16 protein-coding genes and 1 tRNA gene are annotated in these 16,234 nt (G+C 43.8%); 6 read left to right on the top strand and 11 right to left on the bottom strand.

Annotated features, from left to right (window positions below; all coding sequences use genetic code 11):
- The first annotated feature begins 74 nt into the window (after positions 1 to 74).
- Both ACFFGV_RS00465 and ACFFGV_RS00460 read left to right on the top strand, forming a co-directional pair.
- Positions 75 to 509 (top strand): hypothetical protein, encoded by a 435-nt coding sequence (locus ACFFGV_RS00465; protein WP_377344549.1) that lies wholly within the window; start codon positions 75 to 77, stop codon positions 507 to 509.
- A 21-nt stretch (positions 510 to 530) separates the two neighbouring features.
- A complete protein-coding gene (locus ACFFGV_RS00460) occupies positions 531 to 1,001 on the top strand; it encodes a hypothetical protein (protein WP_377344547.1) in 471 nt (156 codons plus the stop codon).
- Positions 1,002 to 1,520: 519 nt separating this feature from the next.
- On the opposite strand, the gene nikC is transcribed toward ACFFGV_RS00460, so the two are convergent.
- The 5 genes from nikC to ACFFGV_RS00435 form a co-directional block, all read right to left on the bottom strand.
- Positions 1,521 to 2,420, bottom strand: a complete 900-nt coding sequence (nikC, locus tag ACFFGV_RS00455; protein ID WP_377344546.1) for a nickel transporter permease — start codon at positions 2,418 to 2,420, stop codon at positions 1,521 to 1,523.
- 17 nt (positions 2,421 to 2,437) lie between these two features.
- On the bottom strand, positions 2,438 to 3,445 hold the full coding sequence (locus ACFFGV_RS00450) for an ABC transporter permease (protein ID WP_377344545.1): 1,008 nt from the start codon (positions 3,443 to 3,445) through the stop codon (positions 2,438 to 2,440).
- A gap of 67 nt (positions 3,446 to 3,512) precedes the next feature.
- Positions 3,513 to 5,156 carry an ABC transporter substrate-binding protein gene (locus ACFFGV_RS00445; protein ID WP_377344544.1) on the bottom strand — a complete coding sequence of 548 codons (1,644 nt, stop codon included), beginning with the start codon at positions 5,154 to 5,156 and terminating at the stop codon, positions 3,513 to 3,515.
- Positions 5,157 to 5,185: 29 nt separating this feature from the next.
- Positions 5,186 to 6,175: an ABC transporter ATP-binding protein gene (locus ACFFGV_RS00440; RefSeq protein ID WP_377344542.1), complete on the bottom strand. Its 990-nt coding sequence runs from the start codon at positions 6,173 to 6,175 to the stop codon at positions 5,186 to 5,188.
- Complete coding sequence (locus ACFFGV_RS00435; protein ID WP_377344541.1) at positions 6,156 to 7,175, bottom strand: ABC transporter ATP-binding protein; 1,020 nt, start codon at positions 7,173 to 7,175, stop codon at positions 6,156 to 6,158. The genes ACFFGV_RS00440 and ACFFGV_RS00435 overlap by 20 nt, the downstream gene beginning before the upstream one ends.
- Before the next feature lie 177 nt (positions 7,176 to 7,352).
- Between ACFFGV_RS00435 and ACFFGV_RS00430 the strand changes: the two genes are divergently transcribed.
- Positions 7,353 to 7,769: a hypothetical protein gene (locus tag ACFFGV_RS00430; RefSeq protein ID WP_377344540.1), complete on the top strand. Its 417-nt coding sequence runs from the start codon at positions 7,353 to 7,355 to the stop codon at positions 7,767 to 7,769.
- Positions 7,770 to 8,104: 335 nt separating this feature from the next.
- Here ACFFGV_RS00430 and ACFFGV_RS00425 read toward each other — a convergent pair whose 3' ends face one another.
- The 6 genes from ACFFGV_RS00425 to ACFFGV_RS00400 all read right to left on the bottom strand — a co-directional run bounded on the left by ACFFGV_RS00425 (position 8,105) and on the right by ACFFGV_RS00400 (position 12,803).
- Positions 8,105 to 8,884, bottom strand: a complete 780-nt coding sequence (locus ACFFGV_RS00425) for an SDR family NAD(P)-dependent oxidoreductase (protein ID WP_377344539.1) — start codon at positions 8,882 to 8,884, stop codon at positions 8,105 to 8,107.
- A 198-nt stretch (positions 8,885 to 9,082) separates the two neighbouring features.
- The gene (locus tag ACFFGV_RS00420; RefSeq protein ID WP_377344538.1) at positions 9,083 to 10,351 is read right to left on the bottom strand and encodes an NAD(P)-binding domain-containing protein; all 1,269 of its coding nucleotides are present in this window, start codon (positions 10,349 to 10,351) and stop codon (positions 9,083 to 9,085) included.
- A gap of 63 nt (positions 10,352 to 10,414) precedes the next feature.
- Positions 10,415 to 10,732: an ArsR/SmtB family transcription factor gene (locus ACFFGV_RS00415; RefSeq protein WP_377344537.1), complete on the bottom strand. Its 318-nt coding sequence runs from the start codon at positions 10,730 to 10,732 to the stop codon at positions 10,415 to 10,417.
- 176 nt (positions 10,733 to 10,908) lie between these two features.
- The gene (locus ACFFGV_RS00410; protein ID WP_377344536.1) at positions 10,909 to 11,688 is read right to left on the bottom strand and encodes an ABC transporter permease; all 780 of its coding nucleotides are present in this window, start codon (positions 11,686 to 11,688) and stop codon (positions 10,909 to 10,911) included.
- On the bottom strand, positions 11,685 to 12,593 hold the full coding sequence (locus ACFFGV_RS00405) for an ABC transporter ATP-binding protein (RefSeq protein WP_377344535.1): 909 nt from the start codon (positions 12,591 to 12,593) through the stop codon (positions 11,685 to 11,687). The genes ACFFGV_RS00410 and ACFFGV_RS00405 overlap by 4 nt, the downstream gene beginning before the upstream one ends.
- Complete coding sequence (locus tag ACFFGV_RS00400) at positions 12,594 to 12,803, bottom strand: PLD nuclease N-terminal domain-containing protein (RefSeq protein WP_377344534.1); 210 nt, start codon at positions 12,801 to 12,803, stop codon at positions 12,594 to 12,596. It abuts the gene before it with no gap.
- A 241-nt stretch (positions 12,804 to 13,044) separates the two neighbouring features.
- On the opposite strand from ACFFGV_RS00400, the gene ACFFGV_RS00395 reads away from it, so the two are divergent.
- The 3 genes from ACFFGV_RS00395 (at position 13,045) to ACFFGV_RS00385 (ending at position 16,016) form a co-directional block, all read left to right on the top strand.
- A complete protein-coding gene (locus ACFFGV_RS00395; RefSeq protein WP_377344532.1) occupies positions 13,045 to 14,283 on the top strand; it encodes an Nramp family divalent metal transporter in 1,239 nt (412 codons plus the stop codon).
- 81 nt (positions 14,284 to 14,364) lie between these two features.
- On the top strand, positions 14,365 to 15,810 hold the full coding sequence (locus tag ACFFGV_RS00390; protein WP_377344531.1) for a DEAD/DEAH box helicase: 1,446 nt from the start codon (positions 14,365 to 14,367) through the stop codon (positions 15,808 to 15,810).
- A gap of 133 nt (positions 15,811 to 15,943) precedes the next feature.
- Positions 15,944 to 16,016: transfer RNA gene (locus ACFFGV_RS00385), tRNA-Ala, on the top strand.
- Positions 16,017 to 16,234 lie beyond the last annotated feature (218 nt).

Here is a 16,234-nt window from a genome sequence, read left to right as displayed (position 1 = left end):
GTGTATAAAAACGTCGAATCTGACCCATCCTAATGAAATGTTATTTAAATATAGAGGAGGAGGCATTACCGTTTATGTGGAAAAAATTAATGTCAATAAATAATCCTTGGGGCTGGCTGACAGCTGGGGTACTCGTCCTGACGTTTTCCGAGGATGCCCGAAAAGGAACAAGAAAGGCACTTGTTAAAGGTGTAGGAGCAAGTATGTACTTAGGGGATCAGGTCAAGAAATTAGCATCCGGCACGGGGAAGGGATTCACTCATTTACTGGAAGAAGCAAAAGAAGAAAAAGAACATATGAGCTTATCAGACGGAATGGGAGATTCTATGAAAGCTGGAATGTATGATGCAGCGGATAAAACAAAAGAAACATACTATAAAACGAAAGAACGAATCGGAAACATATTTGATAATCCGAGCGATACACAAGCAGTGCACAATGTGATGAACGACGATATGATGAAGAATAAAATGAATGAGATTGCAGAGGAGTTCGATTTAGATCAATAACCAACAGCAGAAAAGGGTCTGATGAAAAGAACGGGTGCCCGTTCCTATCATCAGACCCTTTTCTATTCATTATCTAGCTGTGGTGCCCAGCGACTAGTGAGCTTCCTCTCCCTCCTTGCGATAAGTCAACATCAACTCACTGTGTTCGTTGTGTTTCCTTTATCTCATGCGGGAGCGTCCAGCTCATACGTCGCTAAACGGGCACCTCCGCTTTTCTTGTCTAGCTGTGGTGCCCAGCGACTAGTGGACTTCCTGCTTCTTCTTGCGATAAGTCAACATCGATTCGTTACACTCATCGTGTTTCCTTTATCTCATGCGGGAGCGTCCAGCTCATACGTCGCTAAGCAGTCGCCTTCGCTTTTCATGATCCAGCTGCGGTGCCCAGCGACTAGTGAGCTTCCTCTCCCTCCTTGCGATAAGTCAACATCGATTCGTTACACTCATCGTGTTTCCTTTATCTCATGCGGGAGCGTCCAGCTCATACGTCGCTAAACGGGCACCTCCGCTTTTCTTGTCTAGCTGCGGCTCCTAGCTCCTAGCGTCATAAGCAATAGCTTCTCCAGAGGCTTATCGCCTCCTGCGAAGCTCTTGCTTATGCGTACGGAGCTAAGCAGTCGCCTCCGCTTTTCATGATCCAGCTGCGGTGCCCAGCGACTAGTGAGCTTCCTCTCCCTCCTTGCGATAAGTCAACATCGATTCGTTACACTCGTCGTGTTTCCTTTATCTCATGCGGGAGCGTCCAGCTCATACGTCGCTAAACGGGCACCTCCGCTTTTCTTGTTACGTGAGTTTGTTTGTTCTGTTGGTTCTTTTGGTGGAGATTTTTTTGGTGATTTTTTTGCATGCGTTGTAGAATCGTACTTTGTATTGTTTCATTACCCTTCACCTCACTTGCGATGAAATGGAGAAACAAACGTACCTTTCAGATAAGACACTTCCTCGATAGTTCTCCTCACCCAAGGGGGGCTTAGTGTATTCTTATTCCAAAACGGACAATTTCATACATAATGCTTATTTTTTCATATTAGGATCAAGGGCATCGCGGAGGCCGTCGCCCATTAGGTTAAAGCCAAGAACGGTTAGCATGATGGCTATACCTGGGAAAATCATAGTCCATGGAGCTTGGACTAGGTATTGCTTTGAATCAGCTAACATTTTTCCCCAATCGACATCTGGTGATTGGGCGCCGAGTCCGAGAAAGCTTAGGGCAGCTACTTCAATGATGGCTGTTGCTATGGCTAAGGTGCCTTGTACGATGACGGGTGTCATACTGTTGGGGAGAACGTGACGCCATAGAATACGGTAATCGCTCATACCAATGGATTTTGCGGCTGTAATATATTCTTCCTCTTTTACACTTAACACCTTTGATCTAATGAGGCGGCCGAAATTTGGTACGTTTATTACGGCAATGGCAATGAGGGCATTTTGGAGGTCTGGTCCAAGTATGGCGACGATGGCGATAGCGAGAAGGATGCTAGGGAAGGCTAGCAGTATATCAAATACTCTGGATATGATGATGTCTACCCACTTTCCATAATAGCCTGCAACAATTCCCAGCGTGCAGCCGACTATTACAGATCCGATAACACAAGAGAAGCCTACCCATAACGAAATGCGGGCACCATATATGATACGGGACAAAATGTCTCTTCCGAAATCATCCGTTCCAAGCCAGTGGCTGCTGGAGGGGGCTTGCAGCCGCTCTATTAGGTTTGTTTTAGCATAATCATAAGGCATAATCCAGGGAGCAAATATAGCAAGCAGTATGAAAAATAGAACAATGGCTAGACCTATAATGGCTATTTTATTCCGAGTGAAGCTTTTCCATGCTTGCTGCCATGGGGAGGGAGGATGCGCTGGTGCAGCAGGGTGCTCTGTTGCATTTGATTTTGGTGAAGCAGAGGTCATAAGGGACGCCTCCTTTCTCATTCATGATATTTAATACGTGGGTCTATGACAGCATACAATAAGTCCACGATGACATTAATCAGCACAAATATGGTTGCGACGAGTAAGATGCCCGACTGTATGACAGGGTAATCGCGATAATTAATTGCATCATAAATGTATCTGCCAATTCCAGGCCATCCGAATATCGTTTCTGTTAATATCGCACCACCAAGCAGTAGCCCGGCCTGTAATCCGATAACAGTTAAGACTGGAATAACAGCATTTTTTAAGGAATGCTTGTACACGACAAGAAAACTATGCAGCCCTTTTGCGCGAGCGGTTCTAATGTAATGTGAATTCATAACCTCTAGCATGGAAGAGCGAGTAATACGAGCTATAATCGCCATTGGAATTGTTGCTAAGGCAATGCCTGGTAAAATAAGATGCTGGACGATGTCCCAAAAATGGCTCATGTTCCCTTGGATAAGGGAATCCACTAAGTAAAGATGGGTGATGGGCTCCATAACAGTGGAGGCATCATAGCGACCGGTGGAAGGGAGCCAGTCTAATTGGACAGAGAACACATACTGCTCCATTAACCCTAACCAGAAAATCGGCATAGAAACGCCTATCAATGCAAAAACCATCGCTATATAGTCAAACCAGGAATGGTGCAGCCAGGCGCTAATAATTCCTGCATTTACTCCAACGATAATCGCAATCACCATTGCGACCATTGTTAACTCAGCGGTTGCTGCAAGGTAGGGGAATATTTCACTGCTGATGGCAGATTTGGTTTTGATGGAGGTCCCTAAATCTCCTTGAAGCAGCCCACCTACATAATCGAAATACTGAACATACCATGGTTGATCGAGTCCAAGCTGGCGCTCCACCTCTGCTATTGCTTCTACTGTGGCGCGCTGCCCTAATATAATTTGAGCAGGGTTACCTGGGATAAGATAGATGATGGAAAACACGAGAATGCTCATACCGAATAAAACAGGAATTAACATAAGGACACGCCGGATGGAATAAGCGAGCATACGCTGGCACCTCCTTCGATATAGGAAGGGGACTGTCTCTTCATGGACAGTCCCCAGGTAAGAATGGTTACTTAAACTCTACGTTGGTTACGGCTTCCGAACCGGTTGGGTGCGGGATATATCCTGTTATCTCTTTTTTCGCTGCCATGACAGGAGTAGAGTGTACGAGCGGAACCCAAGGGGCATCCTCGTGTACAATTTCCTGAGCTTCTTTATATAGCTCATTTCGTTTGTCTTGATCTGTAATCGTTTGGGCTTCTATTAAAATGTCATGCAATTCATCATTCGCATAATGAGCATAGTTGTTACTGCCGATGCTGTCTTTATCAAGAAGGGTGTAGATGAAGTTGTCAGGATCACCATTATCTCCAGTCCATCCTAGTAGAAAAGCGTCAAAATCACCCTTGTTGGCCTTCTCCAAGTAAGTGCCCCAGTCTGCAGTTTGCAAATTGGCGGTTACCCCGATTTCAGAAAAGCTTTGCTGCAACACTTCTGCAATTTTCTGTCCTTCTGGAATGTATGGACGGGGAACTGGCATATACCATAGGTCAAACGAGAAGCCATTCTCATATCCTGCTTCAGCTAGTAGGGACTTTGCCTTTTCAACATCGTACTCATAATCTTCAATGGCATCGTTATAGCCTTCAATACTTGGTGGCATGACGGTTTTGGCTGGCTCTGCTAATCCTCCATAGAAGGCTTGAATAATTTGATCCTTAGGGACAGCGTGACTAAGCGCCTGTCGTACTTTAGCATCGGCCATTGGTGTATCACGGTCTACAGTAAAGGCAAGATAGCCAATATTCATGGATGGTCGTTCTAAAAGCTGTAGGTTGTCATCTTTTTCAATACGCTGTACATCGGACGGATTGACTCCATCAATTAAATCCACTTCACCCGTCATTAGAGCATTGAGTCGGGCTGAATTTTCTGGTATGACGGTGTAAATGACTTTATTGAGCTTTGGAAGACCTTCCTTCCAATAGTTTTCGTTTTTCTCCAGGACAATTCGTTCATTTCGTTTCCACTCGGAAAAGGTGAACGGTCCTGTTCCTACTGGATTGTCTGTAAAGGTGTCTCCGTATTTTTCAACGGCAGCAGGACTTGCCATGCCAAATGGCGTCATCGCAATATTTTTCAGGAATGGTGCTTGTGCCCGATGTAAGGTGAATTCAACAGTGTAGTCGTCTATTGCTTTTACTTCCTTAATAACGTGTCCTTCTTCGCCTTTAAAGCCGCCAAACATCGTATAGTACGGGAATTTCTCTGCATCCCCATTCATCCAGCGCTCAAAGTTAAACACTACGGCATCTGCATTAAATGCAGTACCATCATGGAAGGTGACACCCTCCTCCAGGGTGAATGTGTAGGTGAGTCCATCCTCTGTTACGTCCCACTCCTTTGCTAGTCCAGCAGTCAGCTCTGTATTATCCTCTTCATAGTTTAACAGGGTTTCAAAAATATTCTCTGTTACCCGGAATGTTTCTCCTTCTGTGGTAGTAATAGGGTCAAGGGCAGTAGAGTCACCGCCACGAGCGTAAATTAATGTATCCTTAGAAGCGGAATCTCCTTCTTTTTCTTCTCCCTCTTGATTGGTTTCTTCCTTTTGTTCCTCTTGTTTCTCCTCCTCTGAATCTCCATTACAGCCAACTAAGGCTATGGACAGAAGGAGCATACCTAACAATACAAATAACCCGAGACGTTTTGCCATCAACTAGTTCCCCTTTCGAAATGGTTATATCATGCATGGTCTGTCGAATCGGAATAAAGATGACAGGCCACGTAATGATCTGGTTTTATTTCCACATAGGCTGGTCTTTCTGTTTTACAAATGTCCATACACTCAACACATCTAGTGTGAAAAGCACATCCTTTAGGAGGATTAGCGGGGCTTGGCATTTCACCTGCTAGTACCATCTCCTCCTCATCTCTCGCAGTTGGATCAGCAATAGGTACAGACGCAAGCAGCGATTTCGTATAAGGATGGAGAGGCTCTTCGTATAAAGCAGAGCTCTCCGTAAGCTCGACCAACCTCCCTAAATACATTACGCCCACCCGGTCGCTAATATGACGAACCACCCCTAAATCGTGAGCAATAAAAATGTAGGTCAGTTCAAATTTGCGCTGCAATTCTTTCAATAAATTTAATACTTGAGATTGAATGGATACATCTAGGGCGGAGACGGGCTCATCCGCAATGATTAATTTTGGGTGTGTCATAAGGGCGCGGGCAATACCAACCCGCTGACGTTGCCCGCCGCTGAATTGGTGAGGATAGCGCTTGCTGTGATACTCATCGAGACCAACGACAGATAGCATTTCTTGTACTAATCGTTTTCGTTCTTCCTTGCTGCTGACACCATGAACGAGCAGTGGCTCTTCTAAAATTTTCTCCACAGTGTGTCGGGGGTTTAATGAAGCAAGCGGATCTTGGAAAATCAACTGCATTTCCTTGCGGAGTTCCTTTAATTCCTTGGATGAAAGTCTGGAAACATGCTTGTTCTCGAAGATGATTTCTCCCTCTGTTGCTTCTAAAAGTCTGAGCAGCACTCTGCCGGTTGTGGATTTCCCGCAACCACTTTCGCCGACGAGCCCAAGTGTCTCGCCCTTATAAACCTGGAAGGAGATGTCGTCTACGGCCTTTACCTCCCCCATTTTACGTTTGAAGACACCCCCTGTAACAGGGAAGTATTTTTTTAAATGATGTACTTCAAGGAGTGGTTGCTTCATGGGCAGGCTCCTCCTCTCCGTTATATAAGAAGCAACGAACCTTCTGAGAAGAGTCCTTTATAGAAATGAGGGGCGGGTCCTCTGTAAAACAATGATCCATTACGGAGGTACAGCGCTGCGCAAAACGACAACCCTTCATGATGGAGCCTGGCTTAGGAACATTTCCGGGGATGGAATAAAGTGTTTCTGACTTGGAGCGTATGTCTGGAACAGAAGCAAGCAATCCTTTTGTATAAGGATGACTTGGATGGTGAAAAAGACTTTCTACACTGCCTTCTTCGACAATTTTCCCAGCATACATAACCACCACTCGATCGCATATCTCTGCTACAACCCCTAAATCGTGAGTAATGACCATGATGGAGGTACCAAGTGTGTCATTTATTTTTTTCATTAGACGAAGTATCTGTTTTTGGATGGTAACATCAAGTGCGGTAGTAGGCTCGTCCGCAATAAGAAGCTTTGGGTCGCATATGATGGCCATAGCAATCATGACACGCTGACGCATTCCGCCTGATAATTCATGAGGGTAGGCATGCATTAGTTCTCTGGCCCTTGGCAGTCCTACTAATTCCAACATAGCGACCGCTCGTTCCTGGTAGCGTTTCTTCGACCAGCTGCGGTGCGTAGATAAAGCTTCTATTAATTGGTTGCCGATGGTAAACAGAGGGTTGAGGGAGGTCATCGGCTCCTGAAAGATCATGGCTATATCATCTCCACGAATCGAGCGCATTTTCTTCTCGGACGCATCGAGCAGGTTATCTCCTTCAAACAAAATTTGCCCTGCAACAATACGTCCTGGTGGAGAAGGAATAAGCCCCATGATAGAGAGCGAGGTTACGCTCTTTCCACATCCGGACTCCCCAACAACGCCAAGGATTTCCCCCCGTTCTACATGTAAATCAATATCATCTACTGCTGGTATGTCACCTTCTGATGTGTAAAAGGATGTTCTTAGTCCTTTTACCTCTAACACAAGATTATTTAATGAGGAATGCACATCATCACATCTCCCTTTCACCCTAGTAAGCGCACTATCACTCTATTCACGGTCAAAATAGAATATTCATTATTAGATGTGAATAAGGAACAAAATGACAGTCAAGAAACGACAATCTGCATATAGTATTCTATGAGGCTATGCCTCATGCAATCTATGAGAAGGAGGGTGGATGACATGAATCGCTGGAGATCATACCGGTTATGGGTGGCAATACTTGCGCTAGTATCCTTGTTTTTACAGGATTGTGGAGTAATAGACGTGGATTTTGACGTCTATATCAACCTCATTCTTTCTATACTAATATTACTAGGAATCATAAACTCCCCAGGCGAAAATAAACTTCCACTACTTCCAAACTCAGACGGGGAGACAACCGAAGAAGAACTAGTAAAAGAAGTCGAAGAAATCATAGAAGAGGAACTAATAGAAGAGGCAGAAGATGAACCAGAACAAGAGGAATCCCAGAAGGAAAAACGCATCACAAGAAATGAAAAATATACTACCTATCGATTAGAGGAGAAGACAGAGTATCATGCTTATGAAGAAGAAACGAAGGATTCCTCCGAAGAGAAAAACAATGCCGAATCTTAGCTTAGCTATACGGCTTTCCGCTTGTAAAGAAGCTCCGGTTTCTCTGCAAGCTTTTTTGTTACTATAGAACCTTTAGACGCCCATATTTTTTTATATTCGCTCATATATTTCGAAATTCGCCCATATTTTTGAAAATACGCCCATAAATATAAAAATCAGCCCATAAATACCAAAATTCGCCCATAAATACTGCTGCCAACCGATTGAGGACTATTACAACACGATTTTTCCGTCCAAAACAAAGAGCTCCCTTTCCTCTTGAAGGAAAGGGAGCTCTATTTTGTTACATGACAAGCTGGGATGGGCTAGATTCTTATCATCCTACTAGCCAGATTTTAAGATTCAGCACTGTTCATATTTTTGGCGATACTCGCTGCTAAGGAGCGGGGGAGGAACTTAGCTGCCACTGCACCAACGGAGTTAAAGCGGCCTGGAATAACAACACCCTGTTTCTTCATAAAGCCTTCAAAGCCTTGCTTTGCTACGACACTAGCACTCATAGCAGAGGAGGCAAGTTTCATTTTTTCACCGCGAGCAGCCTTGAAGAAATTCGTTTCAGTTGCTCCAGGACATAGTGTTGTAACATGTACGCCTGTCCCTTTTAATTCTCCGTGAAGCGCTTCGGAGAAGGAAAGCACATAGGCCTTCGATGCATAATATACGCTCATGCCAGGACCAGGCTGGAATGCAGCAGTGCTAGCTACGTTTAGGATTCCAGTATGACTAGAGTCCTTCGCCAGCTTCTTCATTTCTGGTAAGAACAAGTAGGACAGGTCTGTAAGGGCGGTGATATTTACTTGAATCATGTCCTGCTGTTCCGCTAGAGCAAGTTTATCAAACTCTCCATTCAGACCAAATCCGGCATTGTTGACTAGTACATGAACATGTAATTGCTGATCGGTTACAGTCTGATATATCTCTTGGGCAGCATTAGGCTGAGATAGGTCCTTCGGTATAACCATTACATCAACATGACTTAATTCTTCCTTTAGCTGCTGAAGCTTTTGTTCGTTTCTCGCTACCACAATTAGGTTATAGCCATTGGCAGCGTATAGGCGTGCGAATTCGTACCCTAAACCACTAGAAGCACCAGTAATAAGAGCAGTTGGTTTCATTTGTAGTCACCTCATCATTAATAATGTTTATATGTTTAAGTATTTAAACCATAAAATAGAATGCACAAAAAGTCAAAAGGAATACTCATTTTTATTTTCGGTACATACAAAAGCCAAATCAAGAAAAATGGCTTGATTTGGCTTAGTTATTTACTATATTAAGGTTATTATGCTAATTGGTATGGAAATCATTACCTGTTAGCAGCATTCGCCTTGGTTATTATCATCGCTTGGATAAACTAGATTAGCACTACATACACCTGTCTCAGGAAGGTTAAGCTGCACATCCCGAGCTGCTTCTATATCTCCGCATAGGTAAGCGACGACAGATCTAGCTTGTTCGTAGCCGGTAGCCATGAGAAAGGTAGGAGCTCTACCATAGCTTTTCGCACCAATGATATAAAAGTTGGCTTCAGGCTGACGAAGCTCTTTTTCCCCATGAGCGCGTACAGTTCCGCAGCTATGAATATTAGGGTCTATCAATTCTGCCAATTCTGGTACGGACTCAATAGCAGGATCCGCTTGATACCGAATTTCTCGAAGGATATCAAAATTCGGACGGGAGCCAGTAGCTGCAATGATTTCATCGATTCCTTCAATGCTATGCGTATCCCCCTGGATCAAAATAGTACCATCCGTGTGCTGAGAGAGCGATTGGATGAAGAACGGGGTATGAACGACAACCTGACCACTCTCAACCACTTTCTGTATCCGTGTACCCAGTGCTCCACGTCCAGGCAATGCATCGTCTTCCATACCGCCATATGTCTCTTTTACATCTTTCTTTCGAAGTATCCAATGCGGCTTCTTACCTTCTAATTGTGCTAAATCGAGCAGTGTATTAATGGCCGAATGCCCGCTACCGACAACAGCAACCTGCTTTCCTTCATATCTTTCCTTCTCTGCTCCAAATACGTCAGGGATACCATATCGAAGACGAGCGCCTGCATCTCGTTCACCATCAGCCGCTATACCACCTGAACCAATTGGATTCGGCGTTTGCCACGTGCCGGTAGCATCTAGGACAGCTCGTGCTTCTATGGAGTGGATGGCATCGTTTTGTTTGTATTGAACGACAAATGGTGATTGAGCGCGGTTGGCATCCTTTACTTTATCTATTCCTTTACGAGTTAAGGCCAAGACCTCACTGTTGTATGACATGTTTGACTTTATTTCTGGAAGTTGAGCAAGGGGCTCTAAGTAGTCGGTTACAATTTCCTTGCCGAAAGGTAGATATTCCTCATCTGGCATGCGTACATTATGTTGGATAAGCAGCCGTTTCGCAGCACTGTCCATATTGTATTTCCATGGAGAGAAGAGTCTGACATGACCATAGTCTAAAAAGTTCGTCCCTACCTGGGTTCCTTTCTCTATTACGATAAAATTCTCCTGACGCTCCGCTAATTGCGCAGCAGCAGCTAATCCAATCGGTCCACCACCAATAATAATAACGGGTAATGATGACATGAAAATTCCTCCTTATATCAAATTTTTTTGATGTATTGCTCGTAGAGAAACGCAATAGCTTCTCTAGTTAGGCCTGAATATACAGCAAAGCTCTTCAGAAAGAATGGCATTGACTGCTTCTTCATTAATGGAGTAATAGCTCCAAGTCCCTTTCGTTTCCTTATCAATGAAGCCGGCATTTAGAAGTATCTTGAGATGGTAAGAAATCTTTGATTGGGAAAGCTGCACTACTTCCTCTAAATCACATACACACGTCTTGCCATTTCGTGTCAGCAAATGGAGGATGTGGAGTCGTTTCTCATCAGATAACGCTTTAAACTTGTGCACGTATGAAGAAAAATCAACCTCGCTAGACGTTTCTAATATCGGGAGTTCTTTCATTATAATCCCACACTTTCTTTAATCAAATTATTTTGATTTAATGACAGTATCTCATGTCTGAAAGTACTTTACAAGTAATTTGATGAGGGGAATAGAAAAATTCTACAGCACCTCTGTACTGTAGAATTCCTCCTGTAGCACTAATTTTTTATTGTGACACGCTTTCCTATGATAGTTTATGCAGCCATCTCCTTCTTACGAAACACAAACACGGAAGCTGCCAGCAGTGCTGTAATTAATACTAGCGTAAACCCTGTAGTTGCCCACATTTCGCCTGTTACAGTTTCACTCCCCAGCATGCTGCGAATATGGAAGCTCATTTGTGGCGGCAGCCATTCAACCTGTCTACGAAATACAGAATTGAACAGGTTTAAAAGAGCGAGCACTAGAATCGAAATAAACGCGACTAGCCCTGGTAGTTTAAACATCGTACTGAAAAAGAGGGTTAGAGTCAGAATAAAAACGTACCATACTGCATGAAAAGCAAATGCAGCCATCGCACTTCCGAAGGAAAGCTCACCGAATAACAGGTTGATATAATACCAGCTTGCCATTACCCCAATAAAAGTACTTGATAGGATAAGAGATACCATACTGGCCCATTTGGCACTAATGTAAGAGCTGTACCGGACAGGTTTAACGAGCACGAGCTCTGTTACTCCACTTTTTCGTTCCCCGGCGATGAGGCTTGCAGTCACAATGACCATAATAATCATCCCTATCAAATCGAACTGCCCAAAGCTCATCATCAATACATCTGGAACAGGCGGCGTTGGAATATCAATAGTAGCTCCTTCTGGAAGTCCTCCAAAGCTCTCGATAATGACTGGCATGTAATAGGTTGAGAGTGGATCGGTAATGGCAAGGAGAAAGAAGACGAGTGGAATCCAAATCCATTTAAAGCTTCTCCATTTTTCCAGTGTTTCTTTTTGATAAATTGTCCACCACTGATTCATCGGTTCACCACCCTCATAAATAAATCCTCCAGTGATGCTTGGCCGACCTCAAAGGAGGTGATAGGCCAGTTCTCCTCTGATGCTAGCGATAATATTTTATGTCTAGCCACTTGCACATCGGTAACCTGAATGGTCACGCGAGATTGTTCTGGAATTACCTCTGTCACTTCCTGTAGTTGCTGTAAGCTTGTTATGTAATAATCTTCTAGCTTCGTAAACGAAATAGTTAGGTGTGTTGTTGGGTGAGCTTCCTTCAGCTCATGTAAAGTTCCAGACTCTACTATACGGCCATTATGGAGGAGAAGCAGTTCATCACTTACTTCCTCCGCATCACTAAGGATGTGAGTGGAGAAGAGGATGGTGGTTTCTTGTTTCAGCTCCTCCAAAAGGTCGAGCACTTCCCTACGGCCAATAGGATCGAGGGAGGAGACAGGCTCGTCTAATAATAGAAGTTTTGGTTGATGAATCATTGCCTGGGCTATCCCTAGCCGCTGCTTCATCCCACCAGAATATTTACCAATTCTCCGGTGCTTCGCCTCTGAGATACCTACTTGATCAAGCATTGCTTCAGCTCGTGTAGTAGCTTCCCTCTTAGTAAGGTGGGCGAGGCGTGCCACATAGATAAGGAATTCCATTCCAGTCATCCAGCTATGGAAAACGGGGTACTGTGGTAGATAGCCAATATTGGCACGATAGTCGCTTTTGTTCGAGTTACCTTCCATGTCAATACTTCCGTTTGTTGGCTGCATCAACCCGGCCAGCATACGAAGGGTCGTCGTTTTACCCGCCCCGTTAGGACCAAGAAGGGCGACACAGGATCCACTCTGTAAGGAAAAGGACAGATGATCGACTACGATGTTTTTATCAAACTGCTTAGTTAGCTGATTGACAGTTACAAAAGTCATCTAATCGTGTCTCCTTCCAACAAGGAAATACGCAATGGGACCAAACAAGTTGACGAATAAGATAATGACCACCCACAACCATTTCGGACCATTTGTCTTTTCGATACGTGCTAAATCCACAAGCGCCACGATTAATAAAATCGTTTCTATTACAATGAGGGGGATTACAATACCCCATGGAATAGCGTTCATCATTTCTTGCATCTCCATTTATATGCCTCCTTTTATGCCTATCTTAATTATATTATGTTTGAGTCGAGAAATCGTTGAAAAAATAGAATTCTTTTGATAAAAATTTCCTTTTCCTTCTCTTCCATAAAACTAATCGTTCCTAACGACATTCTAAAAAAGTAGAAGGAATTATGGTCCTATTAAAGACATTTCCTTAAAGGAAAGGTGATATATAATAAAATAAATATACAGATAATTCAAATAATAGGGAGGTAAACAAGTGGAGATTAAAAAGGAACAGGGTACCACAACCTTCAAAACAAGGAAAAGCAGTTGGCTAGTATATATTGGACCTGCATTTATCACTTCAGCACTAGTACTCGGTCCAGGAAGCTTAACCTTATCTTCTAAGATTGGAGCTATTTACGGCAATCAGCTTATTTGGATAGTATTAGTCGCCATTTTGTTAATGGTGGCCTTTACGGAGATGAGTACGAGGATCGGTATTGCTTCACATACCTCTTTTATTCAGCTTATCCAGCAACGGTGGGGAAAGTGGGGCGCCATCCTCGCAGGTGTTGGGGCCTTTCTCGTTACAGCTTCCTTTCAAGCTGGGAATTCTATAGGAATTGGAGTAGCTTCCTCGATGATTTTAGGTGGAGCACCAGTTATGTACATTGTCTTATTTACCTTAGCGGGAGCGTTATTGCTATTTGCTAAAGATTTTTATACCGTCCTAGAGAAATTAATGATTGGACTTGTCCTATTGATGCTAGCGTCATTCTTATTGACCGTTGTTTTAACAAAACCATCTGTCGGAGACATAAGCACTGGTCTGATACCAACTGTTCCAACAGGGTCCCTGCCGCTTATCATCGCTTTTACAGCAACGTGCTTCTCCGTAGTTGGAGCAAGCTATCAATCCTATCTTGTTCAAGAAAAAGGCTGGACAAGAAATAATGCCAGTCAAGGAATCAAAGAGTCGTTTATTGGTATATTCTTGTTAGGTCTCATTTCCTTATTGGTTATGATTGCTGCCGCCGCTATCTTAAAGCCAGAAGGAATACAAATAAATACAGTAGCGGAAATGGGGCAGGCATTGTCTCCTATTTATGGAGATTGGGCTACTATTATTTTCATGCTAGGGTTATTCGGAGCTTCCTTTTCCTCCATAATGGGGAACGCTACGATTGGCGGAGCCATGCTGTCTGATGGTATAGGTATTGGTCATTCCTTATCCAATAAGAAAGTAAAGCTTGCTATTATTGGAGTTATGCTATTTGGCTCCATCGTCGCCATAGTATTTGGGAGTGCACCGATTGAATTGATTATCTTTGCCCAGGCCGTCACTATAGTCATCGTGCCATTTATCGCGATAGCCCTCTTACAACTTGCTAATGATGAACAACTAATGGGAGATTTAAAGAATACTCCATTAAAGAATGGTATTGCGATTGTAGGAATAATTATACTAATTCTGCTGGCTATCAATAATGTCTATTCCATATTCATTCAGTAAAGGATGCATAAGGCTCTCGTAAGGGAAGCTCGAATGACTTATAATGGAGAGACATGTCTTAAATAAGAATGAGGTTACGTAATGACTATAGATACATTCCACTCCTTTGGAATAAGTAAGCCAATCCTAGATGCGCTGCATGGCTTAGGATATACAACACCAACCGAAGTACAAGCGAAGGTTATTCCCCATGCGCTAGCAAAGAAGGACCTGGTGGTGAAATCCCAAACAGGCAGCGGGAAGACCGCATCCTTTGGTATTCCTCTTGTTGAATTACTCGATTGGGAGGAGAACAAGCCACAGGCTCTCATTCTCACCCCTACAAGGGAACTAGCAGCACAAGTAAAAGAGGACATCACCAACATTGGGCGCTTTAAACGGATAAAAGCTACTGCTCTATTTGGGAAGCAACGCTTTGATCGTCAAAAGCTAGAGCTACAGCAGAAATCCCACTTTGTCGTCGGTACCCCAGGACGGGTGCTCGACCATATCGAAAAGGGAACGTTCCCACTAGAAAGGTTAGAATATCTTGTTATTGATGAGGCAGACGAAATGCTCAATATGGGCTTTATTAAACAAGTATCCGCCATATTAGAGGAGCTTCCAAAAGAGCGAGTAAACATGCTGTTCTCTGCAACGATGACTGAGGATGTGACAGCATTAAGCGATACCATAATGAACGCCCCCCTCCATGTGGAGATAGAAGCAAAGGGGATTACGACAGAAACCATCTATCATTCATTGCTAGAGGTAGAGGAACAGGAGAAGCAGCAGGTGCTGAAGGATCTTACAGTGGTGGAAAACCCCGACAGCTGTATCTTGTTTTGCAGGACAAAAGAGAACGTTGACCGCCTTCATCACGTGTTACACAAAGCTAATTACCCTGTCGAGAAGCTCCACGGAGATTTAACACAAGAGGAACGCTTTCAAGTAATGAACGATTTTAAAAGAGGGAAGTATCGTTATCTCGTCGCAACAGACGTAGCAGCACGAGGAATCGACGTTGACAGTGTTTCCCACGTCATTAATTATGATGTTCCGGTAGAGAAAGAAAGCTACGTGCACCGTACCGGCAGAACAGGAAGAGCCGGCAAAATCGGACAAGCCATAACACTCGCCACTCCGAAAGAGAAGAGATACATCCATCAAATAGAATCCTATATCGGCTTCCGCATACCAAAAGCCAAACCACCCGCACCATCTGAAGTGGAAAGCAACAAACACAGATTCTATAAAAAAATCAACGCCCAGCCGACCGTGAAGGAGGACAAAAGCAAAACCCTAAGTAAGGACATTATGAAGCTTTACTTCAATGGCGGCAAAAAGAAAAAGATCCGTGCGGTAGACTTCGTTGGCACCATCTCTAACATTAATGGAGTAACCGCTGACGACATCGGCATCATTACTATTGAAGATAACCTTTCCTATGTTGAAATCCTAAACGGCAAAGGTCCTCATGTGTTGAAGACGATGAAGAACAAAACGATTAAAGGAAAGCAGTTAAAGGTGCACGAGGCTAAGAAATAGTCATTAACAATCACCCCCTCTATAAGTTGTAGAGGGGGTGATTGAATAGGGGGAGAGAGTCTAGTAGAAAGCGAAAAAAGAGTTGCAGACTCTCTCATTTCTACAGTATAATGGAAAATATCAGCATACATACGGGGCATTAGCTCAGTTGGGAGAGCGCTACACTGGCAGTGTAGAGGTCAGCGGTTCGAGCCCGCTATGCTCCACTACAAAGAACTTCTTGTACTGCAAGGAGTTCTTTTTTTGGTGTGCCCGGCATGGGCACAAGCTTCAGGGTTAGAGTCCCGAACGGTGAAGGTCGTTGTAGCCGTTAGCACCTGACGGAACGATTAAGCCTGGTGAAACATTGGATTATATATTCCGGCGAGCGAGGCGACAGTTAGAGCTGGCAGGTGTGACATGGTAGAGCAGCTCGCCATCGTAT

Source organism: Pontibacillus salicampi, assembly GCF_042434395.1.
Classification (GTDB): domain Bacteria; phylum Bacillota; class Bacilli; order Bacillales; family BH030062; genus Pontibacillus; species Pontibacillus salicampi.
The sequence above is the reverse complement of the archived record's forward strand: the minus strand, read 5'-3'. Positions and strand labels throughout refer to the sequence as shown.

What these genes read in the sequence shown, in the direction of transcription:
- ACFFGV_RS00390 (WP_377344531.1), top strand. Translation starts at nt 14,365, where the DNA reads ATGACTATAGATACATTCCACTCCTTTGGAATAAGTAAGCCAATCCTA.
- ACFFGV_RS00460 (WP_377344547.1), top strand. Translation starts at nt 531, where the DNA reads ATGAAAAGAACGGGTGCCCGTTCCTATCATCAGACCCTTTTCTATTCA.
- ACFFGV_RS00415 (WP_377344537.1), bottom strand. Translation starts at nt 10,732, where the DNA reads ATGAAAGAACTCCCGATATTAGAAACGTCTAGCGAGGTTGATTTTTCT.
- nikC (WP_377344546.1), bottom strand. Translation starts at nt 2,420, where the DNA reads ATGACCTCTGCTTCACCAAAATCAAATGCAACAGAGCACCCTGCTGCA.
- ACFFGV_RS00450 (WP_377344545.1), bottom strand. Translation starts at nt 3,445, where the DNA reads ATGCTCGCTTATTCCATCCGGCGTGTCCTTATGTTAATTCCTGTTTTA.
- ACFFGV_RS00400 (WP_377344534.1), bottom strand. Translation starts at nt 12,803, where the DNA reads ATGGAGATGCAAGAAATGATGAACGCTATTCCATGGGGTATTGTAATC.
- ACFFGV_RS00445 (WP_377344544.1), bottom strand. Translation starts at nt 5,156, where the DNA reads ATGGCAAAACGTCTCGGGTTATTTGTATTGTTAGGTATGCTCCTTCTG.
- ACFFGV_RS00465 (WP_377344549.1), top strand. Translation starts at nt 75, where the DNA reads ATGTGGAAAAAATTAATGTCAATAAATAATCCTTGGGGCTGGCTGACA.
- ACFFGV_RS00430 (WP_377344540.1), top strand. Translation starts at nt 7,353, where the DNA reads ATGAATCGCTGGAGATCATACCGGTTATGGGTGGCAATACTTGCGCTA.
- ACFFGV_RS00410 (WP_377344536.1), bottom strand. Translation starts at nt 11,688, where the DNA reads ATGAATCAGTGGTGGACAATTTATCAAAAAGAAACACTGGAAAAATGG.
- ACFFGV_RS00440 (WP_377344542.1), bottom strand. Translation starts at nt 6,175, where the DNA reads ATGAAGCAACCACTCCTTGAAGTACATCATTTAAAAAAATACTTCCCT.
- ACFFGV_RS00405 (WP_377344535.1), bottom strand. Translation starts at nt 12,593, where the DNA reads ATGACTTTTGTAACTGTCAATCAGCTAACTAAGCAGTTTGATAAAAAC.
- ACFFGV_RS00425 (WP_377344539.1), bottom strand. Translation starts at nt 8,884, where the DNA reads ATGAAACCAACTGCTCTTATTACTGGTGCTTCTAGTGGTTTAGGGTAC.
- ACFFGV_RS00420 (WP_377344538.1), bottom strand. Translation starts at nt 10,351, where the DNA reads ATGTCATCATTACCCGTTATTATTATTGGTGGTGGACCGATTGGATTA.